Origin of the sequence: Georgenia wutianyii (genome assembly GCF_006349365.1) — a bacterium.
Taxonomy (GTDB): Bacteria; Actinomycetota; Actinomycetes; order Actinomycetales; family Actinomycetaceae; genus Oceanitalea; species Oceanitalea wutianyii.
In genome coordinates, this window is sequence record NZ_CP040899.1 from 2,257,410 (window position 1) to 2,272,308 (window position 14,899).

Sequence of the window (14,899 nt, forward strand, 5' to 3'; positions counted from 1 at the left end):
GCCTCCGGACTCACCGGCCGCTGGTTGAGGTCAGCGCGTCACCTGCTCAGGGAGCGCGGCGGACGCCGAGCGTGTCGGACCCGTCCCCGTTCCAGTCCCCGACGAACACCTCGTCGCCGCCGCGGCCGTAGGTCCGCACCAGGTCCGACGCCCCGCCGGAGAGGCTGTTCCTCACGTGGTAGGTCGCGCCGCGGCGCACCGCGAAGGTGTCGACCCCGTCGCCGTCCCAGTCACCGGCCAGGACGGTGTCCCCGGCCCGCCCGTAGGTGACGACGACGTCGGCCGCCCCCGCGGTGAGGCTGTTCTTCACGTGGTAGGTCGCCCCACGGCGCACGGCCAGCGTGTCCCCGCCGCGCCCGTCCCAGTTGCCCACGACGACGGCGTCCTCGGCCCTGCCGTAGCGGACCACGACGTCGGCCGGGCCGCCGCTGATGCTGTTCCTCACGTGGTACTCGTTGCCCCGGCGCACGGCCAGCGTGTCGATCCCGTCCCCGTCCCAGTCCCCGACGAGGACGACGTCCGTGGGCCGGCCGTAGCTGAAGGTGTGCTCGGCCTCCCCGCCGCGCTGGGCGTTGGACACGTAGAAGTCCTTGCCTCGGCGGAGCGTGATCGTGTCGACGCCGTCACCGTCCCAGTCCCCGATGAGGACCTCGTCGGGGAACCGTCCGTAGTGGAAGACGTGGCCGGCCGTCGGGCCCCAGCCGTCGTTGAGGAAGAACCCGCTCCGCGCAGGCACGGGCGTGCTGGGCGTGGGCATCCCGGGCACGACGGGCTCCGGCTCCTCGGGCCAGGTCGGGGGGTCGATGACGCACGAGTCGTCCCACTCGGTCTCCTCGCTGATGGCGGTGCAGCGGAACAGCGAGGGGTTGATCTCCTCGGGCGACCGCCACGCCTGCGCGGCGTCCTCGTAGTCCGAGGCCAGGGCGATGAGCTCCGCCTCGCTCCACGCGGTGCCGAGGAATACGACGTTGACCGGGCGACGGTTGCCCTCCGTGTAACCCGCAGGCACGGAGACGGAGGGGTATCCCGCGCTGGCCGCCGTCCCGGTGGTCGCGGAGGCGGAGACGATGGCGTCGACGTCGGCTCCGTCGAGCACGGAGTCGATCGCCTGCCGGGACTCGGTCACCAGCTGGTCACGCTGGGCCGTGTACCGGGCGTAGGTCTCCGGGTCGTCGAGGTCGACCTCCTGCGAGGCGAGCAGCAGCGTCTGACCGAACTTGAGTGCGGCGCCGGCGTGCGCGCTGTTGTACTCGATGATGTCGCTCAGCGTCTTCATCGGGGCGTCGTCCGGCAGCCGGGAGAGGTAGACGTTGAGGTCCCGCTTGTACTCGGTGGTGAGGATGCTCGCCGCGGAGGAGCGACCGACCTGGACCGGCACGAGAGTTGCGCCCTGCTCCCGCAGCGTCTCGAGGGCGGCGGCGTAGACCGGGTCGTCGGACTCGACGTAGCCGAGGCGCGCCCCCTCCAGTGCGGTGGTGGACATGGCGTCGGTGAAGTCGACGCCGAGGCTCGGGTTGTCCGCCGTGGCCGGGTCCTCGGGGTCGACGGTCACCATGGCCGTGAGCAGGGCGGCGGCGTCGTACACGCTGCGGGTCATCGGTCCGGCGGTGTCCTGCGTCGCCGAGATAGGGACGATGCCGGTCCTGCTGATGAGGCCGACCGTCGGCTTGATGCCGACGGTCGAGCTGGCACGTGCAGGGCTGAGGATCGAGCCGGACGTCTCGGTGCCGACGGTGACGGTGGCCAGCGCCGCGGCGGCCGCGGAGCCGGAGCCGGCGCTGGAGCCGCTGGGGCTCTGGCTGACGTCGTAGGGGTTGAGGACCTGTCCGCCGAGCGAGCTGTACCCGCCGGGCATCCCGCTGGTCATGAAGTTGGCGAACTCGGTGAGGTTGACCTTGCCGAGGATGACCGCCCCGGCCTCCTCGAGGGCGTCGGTCACCGGCGCGTCGGCGGCCGGGTAGGAGCTCGCCAGGGCGACCGAGCCCGCGGTGGTCGCCATCCCCTCGACGTCGATGAGGTCCTTGAGCAGCACCGGGATGCCGTGGAGGGGACCGTGGACGGTCCCGGCCGCGCGCTCGGCGTCACGCTGGGCCGCCTGCTGGAGAGCGGCGGGGTTGATGGAGCGGACCGCGTTGAGCGCCGGCCCGCCGATGCTCAGGGCCTCGATCCGTTCGAGGTACGCCCGGGTCAGCTGGACCGACGTGAGCGAGCCGTCGGCGAGAGCGGTCTGGATCTCCTGGACCCCCGCCGTGGCGAGGTCCAGGGGGATCTCGTCGTGGACCGACGTGGCGTCGGCCACCGGGACGGCGAGTGCTCCGGTGGCAGGCACGGCTGCGACCGAGCACGCAGCAAGCACTGCTGCGACCGAGACACGCGTGACGGCACGGCGTCTGCGGCTCGGACGGGATCGCGGTTCGAAGTGCATGGGCATCCCCCTGTGTCGTCGGCCACCGCGTGCGACCGTTGCACCCGAGCATGCTTCACCAGCGTTTCGGTCGTGTTAGCGCTCATTTCCGGCACGTGACGAGCAGGGGCGCAGGGCAGGCCCCGCACCCCTGGGCTCGGCTCACTGCGCGACGGACACCCGGCGGCCGGTCTGCAGCGACTCCACCCCCGCGGCGGCGACGACGTTCGCGCGGTGGGCCTCGAGGGCGGACGCCCCGGTCGCTCCCCCGCGGCTCGCGGCGTCCACCCAGGCCGAGAGCTCGGCCCGGTAGGCCTGCGCGAAGCGGGCGCGGAAGTCCGCGGGCACGGCCGGGCCGGCGCGGCCGTCGCGGGCGAGGTCGACGAGCGCGGGCGGGCGCAGCGAGACGGTGCCGCCCGTGCCGACCACCTCGCACCGCACGTCGTAGCCGTACCGGGCGGCGAGGAACACCTCGACGGTGGCGAGCACCCGTCCCCCGCCGAGCTCGAGCACGGCGAGCTGCGGGTCGCGCAGCCCGCTCGTGCGCGGGGTGCGGACCTCGATCGCCGTCACCGGCAGCCCGGTGAGCCAGGGCAGGACGTCGAGCTCGTGGACCATCGAGTTCGCCACCACCCCCTCGCTCGTCGCGTCCGGGTGCGGGGCGGCGTTGCGGTGGACGTTGTGGACGAGCACGACGTCCCCGACGCCGCCCTCGCGCACCGTCGCGCGCAGCTCGCGGTACCCGGGGTCGAAGCGCCGCATGAACCCGACGGTGACGAGCCGCCGGCCGAGCGCCTCCTCGGCGGCGACGACGGCGGCGGACTCCGCCGGCCCGACCCCGAGCGGCTTCTCGCACAGCACGGGCTTGCCGGCCGCGAGGCAGGCGAGGGTGAGCGGGGCGTGCGTCGGGTCCGGGGAGGCGATGACGACGGCCGCGACGGACGGGTCGGCGAGGAGCTCCTCGGCGCTGCCGACGGCCCGCGCCCCCACCCGGGCGGCCACCTGCTCGGCCCGCTCCGTGGCGACGTCGTGCACGGCGACGACGCGCACGCCCGGGACGTGCTCGGCGAGGACACGGACGTGGTCCGAACCCATCGCGCCCAGACCGACCACACCGACGTCGAGCACGTCTCCCGCCTCTCCCTGCACGCGCCGCGTGTCCGGGCCGCCGGCTCGGCGGCCCGGACACCTGGCGAACCGGCTCAGTCGCTGCTGACGTCCTCGGCGGCGGCCTGCTCCTCGAGCTGGGCGCCGTACTCCTCGGCGGTGTCCGTGGTGACGACGGTGACGCCGGTGTCCACGCGGTCCTCGATGGTCCCGCCGTTGAGCAGCTCGACGGCCAGCTCCACGCTCCGGCGGCCCATGTCGTAGGAGTTCTGCGCGACGCTCGCGTCGAGCTCCCCGGCGAGCATGGAGTCCACCGCGTCGCTCGTGCCGTCGACCCCGACGACGAGGATGTCCTCGAGGTCGAGGCCCGCCGCCTTGATCGCCTCGATGGCCCCGAGGGCCATGTCGTCGTTCGCGGCGAAGACGATGGACACGTCCGGGTTGGCCAGGAGGATGTCGGCCATGACGGCGCGGCCCTCGGCGCGGTCGGAGTTGGCCGACAGGTCCGCGACGACCTCGATGTCGCTGCCCTCGAGCGTGTCGAGGGCGCCGTCGATGCGCGAGTCGGTCGACGGGTTGCCGGGCACACCGCGGATGACTGCGATCTGGCCGGAGTCGGCCTGCTCGAGGATGTACTCCCCGGCGGTGACGCCCGCCTGGTAGTTGTCGGTCCCGACGAAGGTCTCCTTGCCCTCCCAGCCCTCGATGTCGGTGTCGACGAGGAGGACGGGGATCCCGGCGTCCACGGCCTGCTGGAGGATCGGCTCGAGCTGCTCGGCCTGGGTCGGCGCCACGACGAGCGCGTCGACCTGCTGGGTGATGGCGGCGCGGACCTTGTCGATCTGCTCCTGGACCTGGGTCTCGGCGGTCGCGCCCGCGAGCGTGACGTTGACGCCCTCGGCCTCGCCGCCGTCCTCGACGCCGCCGGCCACCTGGAGCCAGAACGGCGAGGAGAGGGTCTTGAGCACGACGGCGACGGTCTGCTGCCCGTCGCTCGCGCCTCCGCTGCTCCCGCCGTCCCCCGGGTCGCCGGAGTCCCCGCCGCAGGCGGAGAGGACGAGCGCACCGGTGAGTGCTGCCGCGGCGAGCGCGGTCGTGTGCCGGGTGAACCTCATTGCTGGTGTCCCTTCTTCCCGGCGCCCTCGGTGGCGCCGACGATCATCGCGACCATGTCCTGTGCCGTCTCCGGGGAGGGCCGCGTGGTGCCGACCACGCGGCCCTGCCGCATGACGACGGCGTTGTCGCACACCTGGACGACGTGCTCCATGTTGTGCGAGATGAGGATGATGGAGATGCCGTGCTCCTCGGGGAGCCGGCGGATCGCGTCGAGCACGTTGCGGGTCTCGCGCACCCCGAGCGCCGCCGTCGGCTCGTCGAGGATGAGCACCCGCCGTGCGAAGGCCACGGCCCGGGCGACCGCGATCGCCTGCCGCTGCCCGCCGGACATGAGCCCGACCTGCCCCTTGAGGTCGGGCAGGTGCACCTGCATGGTGGCCAGGCGCTCCTGGACGTCCCGGCGCATCGCCTTGCGGTCCAGCCAGCCCAGTCCGCGCCAGCCGCGTGGCTTGGTGAGCTCGTGGCCGACGTAGAGGTTGGTGGCGACGTCGAGGTTGTCGAACAGCGCGAGGTCCTGGTAGACCGCCTCGATCCCGTGCTCACGGGCGGCGGTCGGGCTGGTGACGTGCACCCTCTGCCCGTCGAGGAGGATCTCCCCCTCGTCGAGCTGGTGGACGCCGGTGATCGCCTTGATGAGGGTGGACTTGCCGGCGCCGTTGTCGCCGAGCAGGCCGACAACCTCCTGGCGGTGGACGGTGAGGTCGACCCCGGCGAGGGCGGTGACGGCGCCGAAGCGCTTGACCGCGCCGCGCACCTCGAGGACCGGCACCGCGGACTGCTCGTGCTCCGTCATGCCCTCGCCTCCGTCTCCTCGGTGCGGACGACCCGGAGCCGGGTCTCCAGCCGGGCGCGCACGACGTCGAGCTCGACGGCGATGACGACCGCCGCACCGAGGGCGACGTACTGCCAGCTGCTCTGGACGTTCATGAGGTTGAGGCCGTTCTGGATGACGCCGAGGATGAGCGCGCCGACGAGCGTGCCGATGACGGTGCCGCGGCCCCCGAAGAAGCTCGCCCCGCCGATGATGACCGCGGCGATCGCCGAGAGCTCCATGAGGTTGCCGGCCGTGGGGTAGGCCGAGTTCGTCTGCCCGGAGACGACGATGGCGGCCGTGCCGGCGCACATCCCGCTGAACACGTAGACGGAGATGAGGACGCGGTCGACGGGGACGCCGACGCGGCGCGCGGCCTCCCGGTTGCCGCCGATGGCGTAGATCCACTGCCCCCAGGTGATGCGCCGCAGCAGGACGTAGACGATGACGGCGAGCGCGGCGACGAGGATGACGGCGTAGGGCACGTGGCCGATGCGGCCCGAGCCGAAGAGCTTGATCGACTCGGGCATCCCGGTGATCGGCTGCCCGTCGCTGACGATGAGCGCCACCCCGCGGGCCACCATGAGCATCGCCAGGGTGGGCAGGAAGGGGTGCGGCAGCCGGCCCTTGACGAAGAGGGTGCCGTTGACGGCACCGGCCAGACCGCCGGCGAGGATCATCGAGGGGATGACGAGCCAGCCGGAGACGAGGTCGAGCTCGCGGATCCACAGCGCGCCGAGGATGCTCGACATCGCGATGACCGAGCCGACCGACAGGTCGATGCCGGCGGTGACGATGACGAGCAGCTGCCCCAGGGCGAGGATCGCCACGACGGACGCCTCCAGCCCCACGTTGCCGAGGTTGAACGGCGAGAGGAACAGCGGGTTGAGCGCCGCCATCACCGCCATGATGATGAGGAGCAGGAGCACCGGGCCGAGCCGGACGACGGTGAGCGCGGCGTGCAGGCCGCGGCTCTGGCGTCCCGGCTTCCCGGAGGCGGGACCCCCGGGCGGTGCGTCCTCGCGGTCAGCAACGGCCGTCATCGGCTGTCCCCTCGTCCTGTCCCGGGGGCGGTGACCTGCCCCGCCCCTTGAGTGTGGTGCGCGTCACACCGGCCTGTCAACAATTGTTCTGACATTCCGACATCGGTCCGTGGTATGAGCACTGGCACGGGGGACAGCCTAAGGGGAGCAGGCGCCCACCCCGGCGGTCGGTGCGGGTGAGTCGTGCCGCAGGGTCAGGCGCCGCCGAGCGAGCGCAGATGCTCCAGGGAGCGCCGCGCGTCGTCCACCGGACCCAGCCCTGGGGCGGGCTCGGCGGCCAGGACGGTGTCCTGCTCCAGGACGTACCAGCCGTCGAACCCGGCGCCGTCGAGCGCGGCGACGATCGCGGCGACGTCGACGTCCCCGTCCCCCAGCGGCGTGTAGATGCCCTGTCGCACGGCCTCGGTGTAGCCGATCTCACCGTTGCGCACGCGGCGCACGAGGTCGAGGCGCACGTCCTTGGCGTGGACGTGGTTGATCCGCGCGGCGTGCTCGGTGGCGAGGCGCACCGGGTCGGTGCCGCCGATGAGCAGGTGGCCGGTGTCCAGGCACAACGGGACGGACGAGCCCTCGACGACGCGGTGCACCTCCTCCTCCCGCTCGACCATCGTCCCCACGTGCGGGTGCAGGCTGGCGCGCACCCCGCGCGAGGCGGCGAGCTCGGTGAGCCGGTCGAGGTTGTGCAGGAGCGTGGCCCAGCCGGTCTCGTCGAGGTCGGGCCGCTCGTCGTAGCCGTCGAGCCCGGAGGTCGCCGAGAGCACGAGGACGTCACCGCCGGCCGCCTCGAAGGAGTCGAGCTCGCGGTCCACCTCGGGCACCGGGTCGTGGCCGGGGTCGTGGAGCACGACGGGCACGAACGCGCCGACGGCGGCCAGCCCGTGGGGCGTGAGCGCCGCCGCCCGCTCGGCCGGCGTCTCGGGCAGCCACCCCTGGGGGCCGAACTCCGTGGCCGTGAGGCCGAGCCCGGTCATCTCGCGCAGCACCCGGTCCGGGCTCATCTGGTGGCCCCAGCCCGGTACCTCGCACACGCCCCAGCTGATGGGTGCTCCGGCGATCCTCATGCTCACTCCTTACGGGACGGGGACGGGCGAGAGCGCGACGCGCTGCCCGGTGGTGGCGCTGCGGGTGGCGGCGTCGGCCAGGACGAGGGCGGCCCGGCCGTCGGCGAGCGAGGGCGAGGGCGCACGGCCCTCGCGCACGGCGTCGACGAAGTGGTCGAGCTCGCGGGTGTAGGCCTCGGCGTAGCGCTGGAGGAAGAAGTCGAGGTACCGCCCCGCCGCCCCCGAGGTCGTCGCGGTCGAGCTGCGCACGGCGGTGGCCGTGTGGTTGAGCGCCTCCAGCGTCCCGCGCGGGCCGAACGCCTCGAGGCGCTGGTCGTAGCCGGTGGCGCAGTGGCGGGAGTTGACGATCGTCGCCACCGCCCCGCTCGCGGCGACGAGCGTGGTGACGGCGCCGTCGAGGTCCCCGGCGGCGACGACGACCGGGTCGAGACGCTGGCCCACGGCGTGCACCTCGACGATCTCCCCGAGGAAGAAGCGCGCGGTGTCGAGGTCGTGGATCGTCATGTCGCGGAAGATCCCGCCGGACTGGGCGAGGTAGCCCACCGGCGGCGGCGCCGGGTCGCGGCTGATGATCGTCAGCTGCTCGAGCGGCCCGATCTCCCCGGCCGCGACGCGCGCGTGGACCTCGGCGAACGTCGGGTCGAAGCGCCGGTTGAAGCCGACCATGACCCGGTGCTCCTGCCCGGCGACGGCGGCGAGGCACGCGTCGACCCGGGCGAGGTCGAGGTCCACCGGCTTCTCGCACAGCACGGCCTTGCCGGCGCGGACCGCGCCGACGACGTGCTCGACGTGCAGCGGGGTGGGCGAGGCGACGATGACGGCGTCGACGTCCTCTGCGGCGTGGACGTCGGACACGTCCGCCGCGACACGGGCGCCGTGGAGCGCGGCGAGGCGCGCGGCGGCGTCGCCCACCGGGTCGTGGACGACGCGCAGCTCGGCCCGCGGGTGGCGGGCGACGGTGGCCGCGTGCACGGCGCCGATGCGGCCGGCACCGATGACGGCGATCCTCACCATTGGGGTCCTTCTTCCGGGTCAGTCGGTGGTGCGCGGGAAGCTCAGCGAGGCGGTCACGGGCCGGTCCTGGTGGGGCCAGCGGCTCGTGACGACCTTGTTGCGGGTGTAGAAGCGCACCGCCTCCGGGCCGTGCGCGTGGTGCTCCCCGAAGAGCGAATCCTTCCACCCCCGAAGGAGTAGTACGCCACCGGGGTCGGGATCGGGACGTTGACCCCCACCATCCCGGCCTGCACCTCGTGGGTGAAGCGCCGCGCGTACTCCCCCGAGGCGGTGAAGATCGCCGCCCCGTTGCCGAAGGGCGAGGAGTTGACGAGGTCGAGCGCCTCCTCGAAGGTGTCCACGCGCACGACGGTGAGCAGCGGGCCGAACACCTCCTCCCGGTAGGCGGCGACGTCGGTGCCCACCCGGTCCAGGACGGTGGGGCCGAGGAAGAACCCTCCCTCGTACCCCTCGACGACGAGCTCGCGCCCGTCGACGACGAGCTCGGCGCCCGCCTCGAGCGCGTCGGTGGCGTACCGCAGCACCCGCTCGCGCGCCTCGGCGGTGATCACCGGCCCCATGCCCACGCCCTCGCGGTCCCCCGGGCCGACGACGATCCGCTCCGCCTCCCGCTTGAGCGCCCCGGCGAGCAGGTCGCCCGCCTCCCCCACGGCGACGGCGGCGGGCACGGCCATGCACCGCTCCCCGGCCGAGCCGAACGCCCCGGCGGCGATCTGCGCGGCGGCGTGCTCGATGTCGCCGTCGGGCATGACGACGGCGTGGTTGTTCGCCCCGCCGAGCGCCTGCACCCGCTTGCCGTGGGCCGCGCCCTTCTCCCGCACGTACCGGGCCACGGGAGTGGAGCCGACGAAGGAGACGGCCGCGACGCCCGGGTGCTCGAGGATCGCGTCGACCACCTCGCGCCCGCCGTGGACGACGCTGAACACGCCGTCGGGCAGGCCTGCCCGGCGGTAGAGGTCGGCGACGAAGTTCGCCGCGGAGGGGTCGCGCTCGGAGGGCTTGAGGACGAAGGCGTTGCCGGTGGCGATGGCGATCGGGTGCATCCACATCGGCACCATGACGGGGAAGTTGAACGGGGTGATCCCGGCGACGACGCCGAGCGGCTGGCGCATCGAGTGGACGTCGACGCCGGTGGACGCGTCGGCGGTGTACTCCCCCTTGCTCGCGATGCTGATCCCGCACGCGAAGTCGAGGGTCTCGCGGCCGCGGGCAATCTCCCCGCGGGCGTCGTCGAGGGTCTTGCCGTGCTCGGCGGTGACGATCCGGGCCAGCTCGTCGGTGTGCTGCACGACGAGCTCGCGCATCCGGAACATCACCTCGGTACGCCGGGCGAGGGAGGTCGCGCCCCACTCGCGCTGCGCCGCGGTGGCGGTGCGCACCGCCTCCGCGACGACGGCGGCGTCGCCCTGGAGGAGCTGCCCGGTGACCTCGCCGGTGGCCGGGTCGTGGACGGGGGTGGTCGCGCCTGCGGGGCCCGCGTAGGGCGCGCCGGCGATCCAGTGGGTAATCGTGGTCATGACGTCTGCTCTCCTGGGGCCTGGGTCAGAGGTAGGGCCGCTGGTCGCGCTTGGCGTCCTCGTACTCGGCGCGGGCGCGTCGGGTGCTCTCCAGCCGGGAGACCTCGGGGACGGGCACGTCCCACCAGCTCGAGGACGGCGGGTTGGGTCCGTAGAGGTCGGTCTCGATGACGATCGCCGTCGTCGCCTCGCTCGCCGCCGCCGCGGTGTAGGCGGCGCGGAACTCCTCGACCGACGCCGGCTCGAGCACCTCGACGCCGTAGCTGCGGATGTTCGCGGCGAGGTCGACGGGCAGGCGGGCGCCGTCGAGCAGGCCGGTGCGCTCGTCCCGCCTGCGGTACTCGGTGGCGAAGCGCTGGGAGCCGTGGGACTCCGAGAGGGAGCCGATCGAGGCCCAGCCGTGGTTCTGCAGGACGACGAGGACGACCTTGAGCCCCTCGGCGAGGATCGTCGCGATCTCCTGCGGGGCCATCTGGTAGCTGCCGTCACCGACGACGGCGACGACCTCGCTGCCCGGGCGGGCGAGCTTGACCCCCATGGCGGCGGGGATCTCGTAGCCCATGCACGAGTACCCGTACTCCAGGTGGTACTGCAGCGGGCTGCTGGCCCGCCACAGCGCCTGGAGGTCCCCGGGCATGGACCCTGCGGCGTTGACGAGGACGTCCTCCTCGCCCATGAGCTCGTTGAGCGCCCCGAAGATCTCGGTCTGGGCGGGCAGCGGGCCGTGGCCGCGGTGGTAGCACTCGTCGGTGACGCGCGCCCAGTCGGCGACGAGCTCGCCCACCTCGCGGGTGTAGTCCTCCGGGACGCGGTAGCCGGCGAGCGCGGCGGTCAGCGCCTCCAGGCCCGCGCGGGCGTCGGCGACGACCATCTCCCCGGCGTGCTTGGCAGCGTCCAGGGCCTTGACGTTGAGGTTGACGAAGCGCACCTCCGGGTTGCCGAAGGCGGTGCGCGAGGCCGTCGTGAAGTCGGTCCAGCGGGTGCCGACGCCGATGACGACGTCGGCCTGCGCGGCGAGCGCGTTGGCCGCGGCACTGCCGGTGGCCCCGACACCGCCGGCGGCGCACGGGTGGTCCCAGGCGATGGCACCCTTGCCGGCCTGGGTGTCGGCCACCGGGATGCCGGTGGCGTCCGCGAGCGCGGTGAGGGCGGCGCTCGCCCCGGAGTACACGACCCCGCCGCCGGCGACGAGCAGCGGGCGGCGCGCCTCGCGGACGAGGCGCGCGGCCCGCTCGAGGGCGGCCGGCTCGGGAACCGGGCGCGCGACGTGCCACACGCGCCGCCGGAAGAGGGCGACGGGCCAGTCGTGCGCCTCGGCCTGGACGTCCTGGGGCAACGCGATGGTCACCGCGCCGGTCTCGGCGGGGTCGGTGAGCACGCGCATCGCCGCGAGCAGGCTCGCCGGGAGCTGCTCGGGGCGGTGGACCCGGTCGAAGAACCGCGACACCGGGCGGAAGACGTCGTTGACCGACGCCTCCCCGCTCTGCTCGTTCTCCAGCTGCTGGAGCACCGGGTCGGCGGCGCGGGTGGCGAAGGTGTCGGCGGGCAGGAGGAGGACGGGGATGCGGTCGATGGTGGCCAGCGCCGCGCCGGTGAGCATGTTCGTCGACCCGGGCCCGATCGAGGCGACGCAGGCGAAGGTCTGGAGCCGGTCGGTCGTGCGGGCGTAGCCGACGGCGGTGTGGACCATGTTCTGCTCGTTGCGCGCCTGGTAGAGGCGCAGCGGCTGCTCCCCCGGCGCCGGGTCGACCTGGTTCTGCAGCAGGGCCTGCCCCACGCCGGCGACGTTGCCGTGCCCGAGGATGCCCATGACCCCGGCGAAGAGGCGCTGCTCGACGCCGTCGCGCTCGGAGTACTGGACCGACAGGAAGCGCACGAGCGCCTGTCCCACGGTGAGCCGGACGGTGCCCGGCGCGGTCGACTCGCTCATCCTCGTCCCTCTCCCTGCTCGACGGGCGCGGTCATCGGCAGGCGCGGGTCGACCTCCTGGCCCTCCCACGTGCCGCGGACCCAGGCGTGTGCCGGGTCGTCGGTCATGAGCCAGCTGCGGTCCTCCGCCGGCCCGGCCATGACGTTGAGGTAGTACAGGTCGTAGCCCGGGGCGGCAGCGGACGGGCCGTGGTAGCCGTGCGGGGTGAGCACGACGTCCCCCGATCGCACCTCGGTGGTGAGGTCGAGCGGCCGGTCGGCCGTGCCGTAGGTGCGGTGGAGGGCCAGGCCGGGCCCGCCGTCGGGGCCGGGGCGCACCTGGAAGTAGTAGATCTCCTCGAGCTCGCGCTCGTCCTCGGTGTGCTCGTCGTGCTTGTGCGGCGGGTAGGAGGACCAGTTGCCGCCGGGGGTGAGCACCTCGCACACGAGGAGGTGGTCGGTGCGCACGTCGTTCTCCAGCGCGTAGTTGTTCACCTGCCGGGAGGCCGAGCCGGCGCCGCGCAGCTCGGTGCGCACCCGGTCGGCGCCCTGGTGGGAGACGGGCAGGGACTGCCCGGCGCGCGCCGTCGGGAGGGCGAGGGTGGCGCCCGCGGCGGAGGTGACGGTGAGCGTCGTACCGAGGGGGACGTAGAGGTAGTCGGTGACGGCGGTGAAGACGTCCGGCCGCCCGGCGAGCTCGTAGGTGCGCCCCTCGACGGTGACGGTGCACGAGCCGGACAACGGCAGGACGAGGAGCTCGTCGGCGCCGGTGCTCACCTCCTCGCTGCCGCCCGGGGGCAGCTCGAGCACCTTGAGGCCGGCGAAGCGCCACCCGGCACGCTCGGGGGTGACGTCGAGGCGGTAGGGCCCGTGGGCGGTGTCGCCCGCGCGCAGGACGAGGTCGTGGCTCACAGCAGCCCCACCGCCCGGTCGACCGCACCCTCGACGTCGCCGTCGTTCGGGTAGAGGAGGGAGCGCCCGAGGACGAGGCCCTGGATGCCCGGCAGGCGCAGCGCCCGCGCCCAGCCGGCGGCGGTGGCCTCGGCGTCCGGGCTCACCTCGCCGCCGAGGATGAGGACCGGCAGCGTGGTGGCCGCGGCCACCGCCTCCATGTCCGGCACGAGCGGCAGCTTGAGCCACGTGCGGGCCGACGTGCCACCGAGCCCGGAGGCGACGGCGACGGACGTGACGACGGCGTCGGTGGTGAGCTCGTTGACGGTGCGCCCGTCCACCCGGTGGGAGAGGAACGGCTCGACGATCGCGGTGCGGCCGGCGGCGGCGAGCTCGTCGACCGCGCGGGCGGCGGACTCCAGGGTGCGCAGCGACCCCGGGTCGCCGGGGTCGAGGCGCAGGAGCATCTTCCCGCCGTCGAGACCCTGGTCGACGACGGCGCGCGCGGTGTAGCCGGTGAAGCGGTCGTCCATCTCGTAGCTCGCGCCGCGGAGCCCGCCGCGGTTCATCGAGCCGTAGACGAGCTTGCCGTCCAGCGCCCCCATGAGGGCGAGGTCCTCGACGACGTCGGCCGTGCCGAGGAAGCCGTGGACCCCGGGGCGGGCGAGCGCGGCGGCGCAGCGCCGGAGCAGCTCGCGCCGGTCCCCCATCGCCATCGGGTCACTGCCCGCGGCGAGCGAGCCGCGGGCCGGGTGGTCGGCGGCGATGACCATGAGCTTGGCGCCGGTGGGCAGCCGGCCGGGCGGGCGCTCGGCCAGGGCGCGGGCGACGCGCTCGGGCTCGTGCAGGCGCAGCTCGCGGATCTCCGCGACGCTCAGACCCACAGCGGCCTCCGCTCGACGTCCTGGGGGTGGGCGCCACGGTCGAGGACCTCGAGCACCTCCGCCTCGGTGGGCATCGCGGTGGAGCACTCCAGGCGCGCGGCGACGATCGCCCCGGCGGCGCTCGCCGCGGCGAGGGTGCGCCCGAGCGACCAGCCGGAGAGCAGGCCGTGGCACAGCGCGCCGCCGAAGGCGTCGCCGGCGCCGAGGCCGTTGACGACCTGCGTGGGGGTGGCGGGCACCTCGACCCGCTCCTCGCGCGTCTTGGCCAGGGTGCCGCGCGGTCCCTGCTTGACGACGGCGATCTCGACGCCCGCCTCGAGCAGCGCGTCGGCGGCCCGGTCCGGGTCGCTCTCCCCGACCGCGACCTCGCACTCCTCCCGGTTGCCGACGGCGAGGGTCACCCCGGGCAGGACGTCGCGCACCTGCGCGCCTGCCTCCGCGGCGGAGTCCCAGAACATCGGCCGGTAGTCGAGGTCGAGGACGGTGTGCTCGCGGCGGGCCCGGGCCGCCAGCGCGGCGAGGTGCGCCGCCCGGGAGGGCTCCTCGGACAGGCCGGTGACCGTGAACCACATGATGGCCGCGCCGCGGACGGCGTCCAGGGGCAGGTCCTGCGGGCGCACCTGGAGGTCCGGGGCGCTCGGCTCGCGGTAGAAGTACAGCGGGAAGTGGTCCGGCGGGAAGATCTCGCACAGCGTGATCGGGGTCTTGAGCTCGGTGGACGTGACGACGTGCGCGTCGCTCACGCCGAGGCGGACCATCTCGCGGCGCACGAAGCGGCCGAACGGGTCGTCGCCCACGCCGGTGATCGTCGCGGCACTGTGGCCGAGGCGGGCGGCGGCGACGGCGACGTTCGTCGGGCTGCCGCCGAGGAACTTGCCGAACGTCTCGACGTCCTCCAGGCCAACGCCCGTGGTGAGGGGGTAGATGTCGACGCCGCTGCGCCCGAAGGTCAGGACGTCCGGCGCCCCCTGCGAGCCCGTCATCTCCACTCCCCTCCTCCCCCCGGGCGGGACGTCACCGGCCCGCCGGACCGGCGTGGACCGGTCAACAGATTGTGTCCCAGAGCCGGGAGCCGGTCAACCATTTGTCTGGACATATGGACTTTTTGCGACGGACGCGCCACATCCCGGGCCGTGGGGGTGG

At 73.9% G+C, this 14,899-nt stretch carries 11 protein-coding genes and 1 pseudogene; all 12 read right to left on the reverse strand.

Annotated features, from left to right (window positions below; genetic code table 11):
- Positions 1-46 precede the first annotated feature (46 nt).
- Positions 47-2,329: an amidase family protein gene (locus tag FE251_RS09970; protein ID WP_230976390.1), complete on the reverse strand. Its 2,283-nt coding sequence runs from the start codon at positions 2,327-2,329 to the stop codon at positions 47-49.
- A gap of 237 nt (positions 2,330-2,566) precedes the next feature.
- Positions 2,567-3,532 (reverse strand): Gfo/Idh/MocA family oxidoreductase, encoded by a 966-nt coding sequence (locus FE251_RS09975; protein ID WP_223147527.1) that lies wholly within the window; start codon positions 3,530-3,532, stop codon positions 2,567-2,569.
- A 74-nt stretch (positions 3,533-3,606) separates the two neighbouring features.
- Positions 3,607-4,626 carry a sugar ABC transporter substrate-binding protein gene (locus tag FE251_RS09980; protein ID WP_139073292.1) on the reverse strand — a complete coding sequence of 340 codons (1,020 nt, stop codon included), beginning with the start codon at positions 4,624-4,626 and terminating at the stop codon, positions 3,607-3,609.
- Positions 4,623-5,420, reverse strand: coding sequence for an ATP-binding cassette domain-containing protein (locus FE251_RS09985; protein ID WP_139073293.1), 798 nt, complete (start codon positions 5,418-5,420; stop codon positions 4,623-4,625). The genes FE251_RS09980 and FE251_RS09985 overlap by 4 nt, the downstream gene beginning before the upstream one ends.
- A complete protein-coding gene (locus FE251_RS09990) occupies positions 5,417-6,481 on the reverse strand; it encodes an ABC transporter permease (protein WP_139948675.1) in 1,065 nt (354 codons plus the stop codon). Before FE251_RS09990 ends, FE251_RS09985 begins: the two co-directional genes overlap by 4 nt.
- Positions 6,482-6,675: 194 nt before the next feature.
- Positions 6,676-7,542 (reverse strand): TIM barrel protein, encoded by an 867-nt coding sequence (locus tag FE251_RS09995; protein WP_139073295.1) that lies wholly within the window; start codon positions 7,540-7,542, stop codon positions 6,676-6,678.
- Between the two features lie 9 nt (positions 7,543-7,551).
- Positions 7,552-8,556 (reverse strand): inositol 2-dehydrogenase, encoded by a 1,005-nt coding sequence (gene iolG / locus FE251_RS10000; RefSeq protein ID WP_139948676.1) that lies wholly within the window; start codon positions 8,554-8,556, stop codon positions 7,552-7,554.
- A gap of 18 nt (positions 8,557-8,574) precedes the next feature.
- Positions 8,575-10,073, reverse strand: a pseudogene (locus FE251_RS10005) (CoA-acylating methylmalonate-semialdehyde dehydrogenase).
- A gap of 25 nt (positions 10,074-10,098) precedes the next feature.
- Complete coding sequence (gene iolD, locus FE251_RS10010; RefSeq protein WP_139948677.1) at positions 10,099-12,003, reverse strand: 3D-(3,5/4)-trihydroxycyclohexane-1,2-dione acylhydrolase (decyclizing); 1,905 nt, start codon at positions 12,001-12,003, stop codon at positions 10,099-10,101.
- Positions 12,000-12,893, reverse strand: coding sequence for a 5-deoxy-glucuronate isomerase (iolB, locus tag FE251_RS10015; protein WP_139948678.1), 894 nt, complete (start codon positions 12,891-12,893; stop codon positions 12,000-12,002). The genes iolD and iolB overlap by 4 nt, the downstream gene beginning before the upstream one ends.
- Entirely contained in the window at positions 12,890-13,750 is an 861-nt protein-coding gene (locus FE251_RS10020; protein ID WP_139949314.1) for a Cgl0159 family (beta/alpha)8-fold protein, read from the reverse strand. The genes iolB and FE251_RS10020 overlap by 4 nt, the downstream gene beginning before the upstream one ends.
- Positions 13,747-14,739 carry a 5-dehydro-2-deoxygluconokinase gene (gene iolC / locus FE251_RS10025; RefSeq protein WP_139948679.1) on the reverse strand — a complete coding sequence of 331 codons (993 nt, stop codon included), beginning with the start codon at positions 14,737-14,739 and terminating at the stop codon, positions 13,747-13,749. The genes FE251_RS10020 and iolC overlap by 4 nt, the downstream gene beginning before the upstream one ends.
- Between the last annotated feature and the right edge of the window lie 160 nt (positions 14,740-14,899).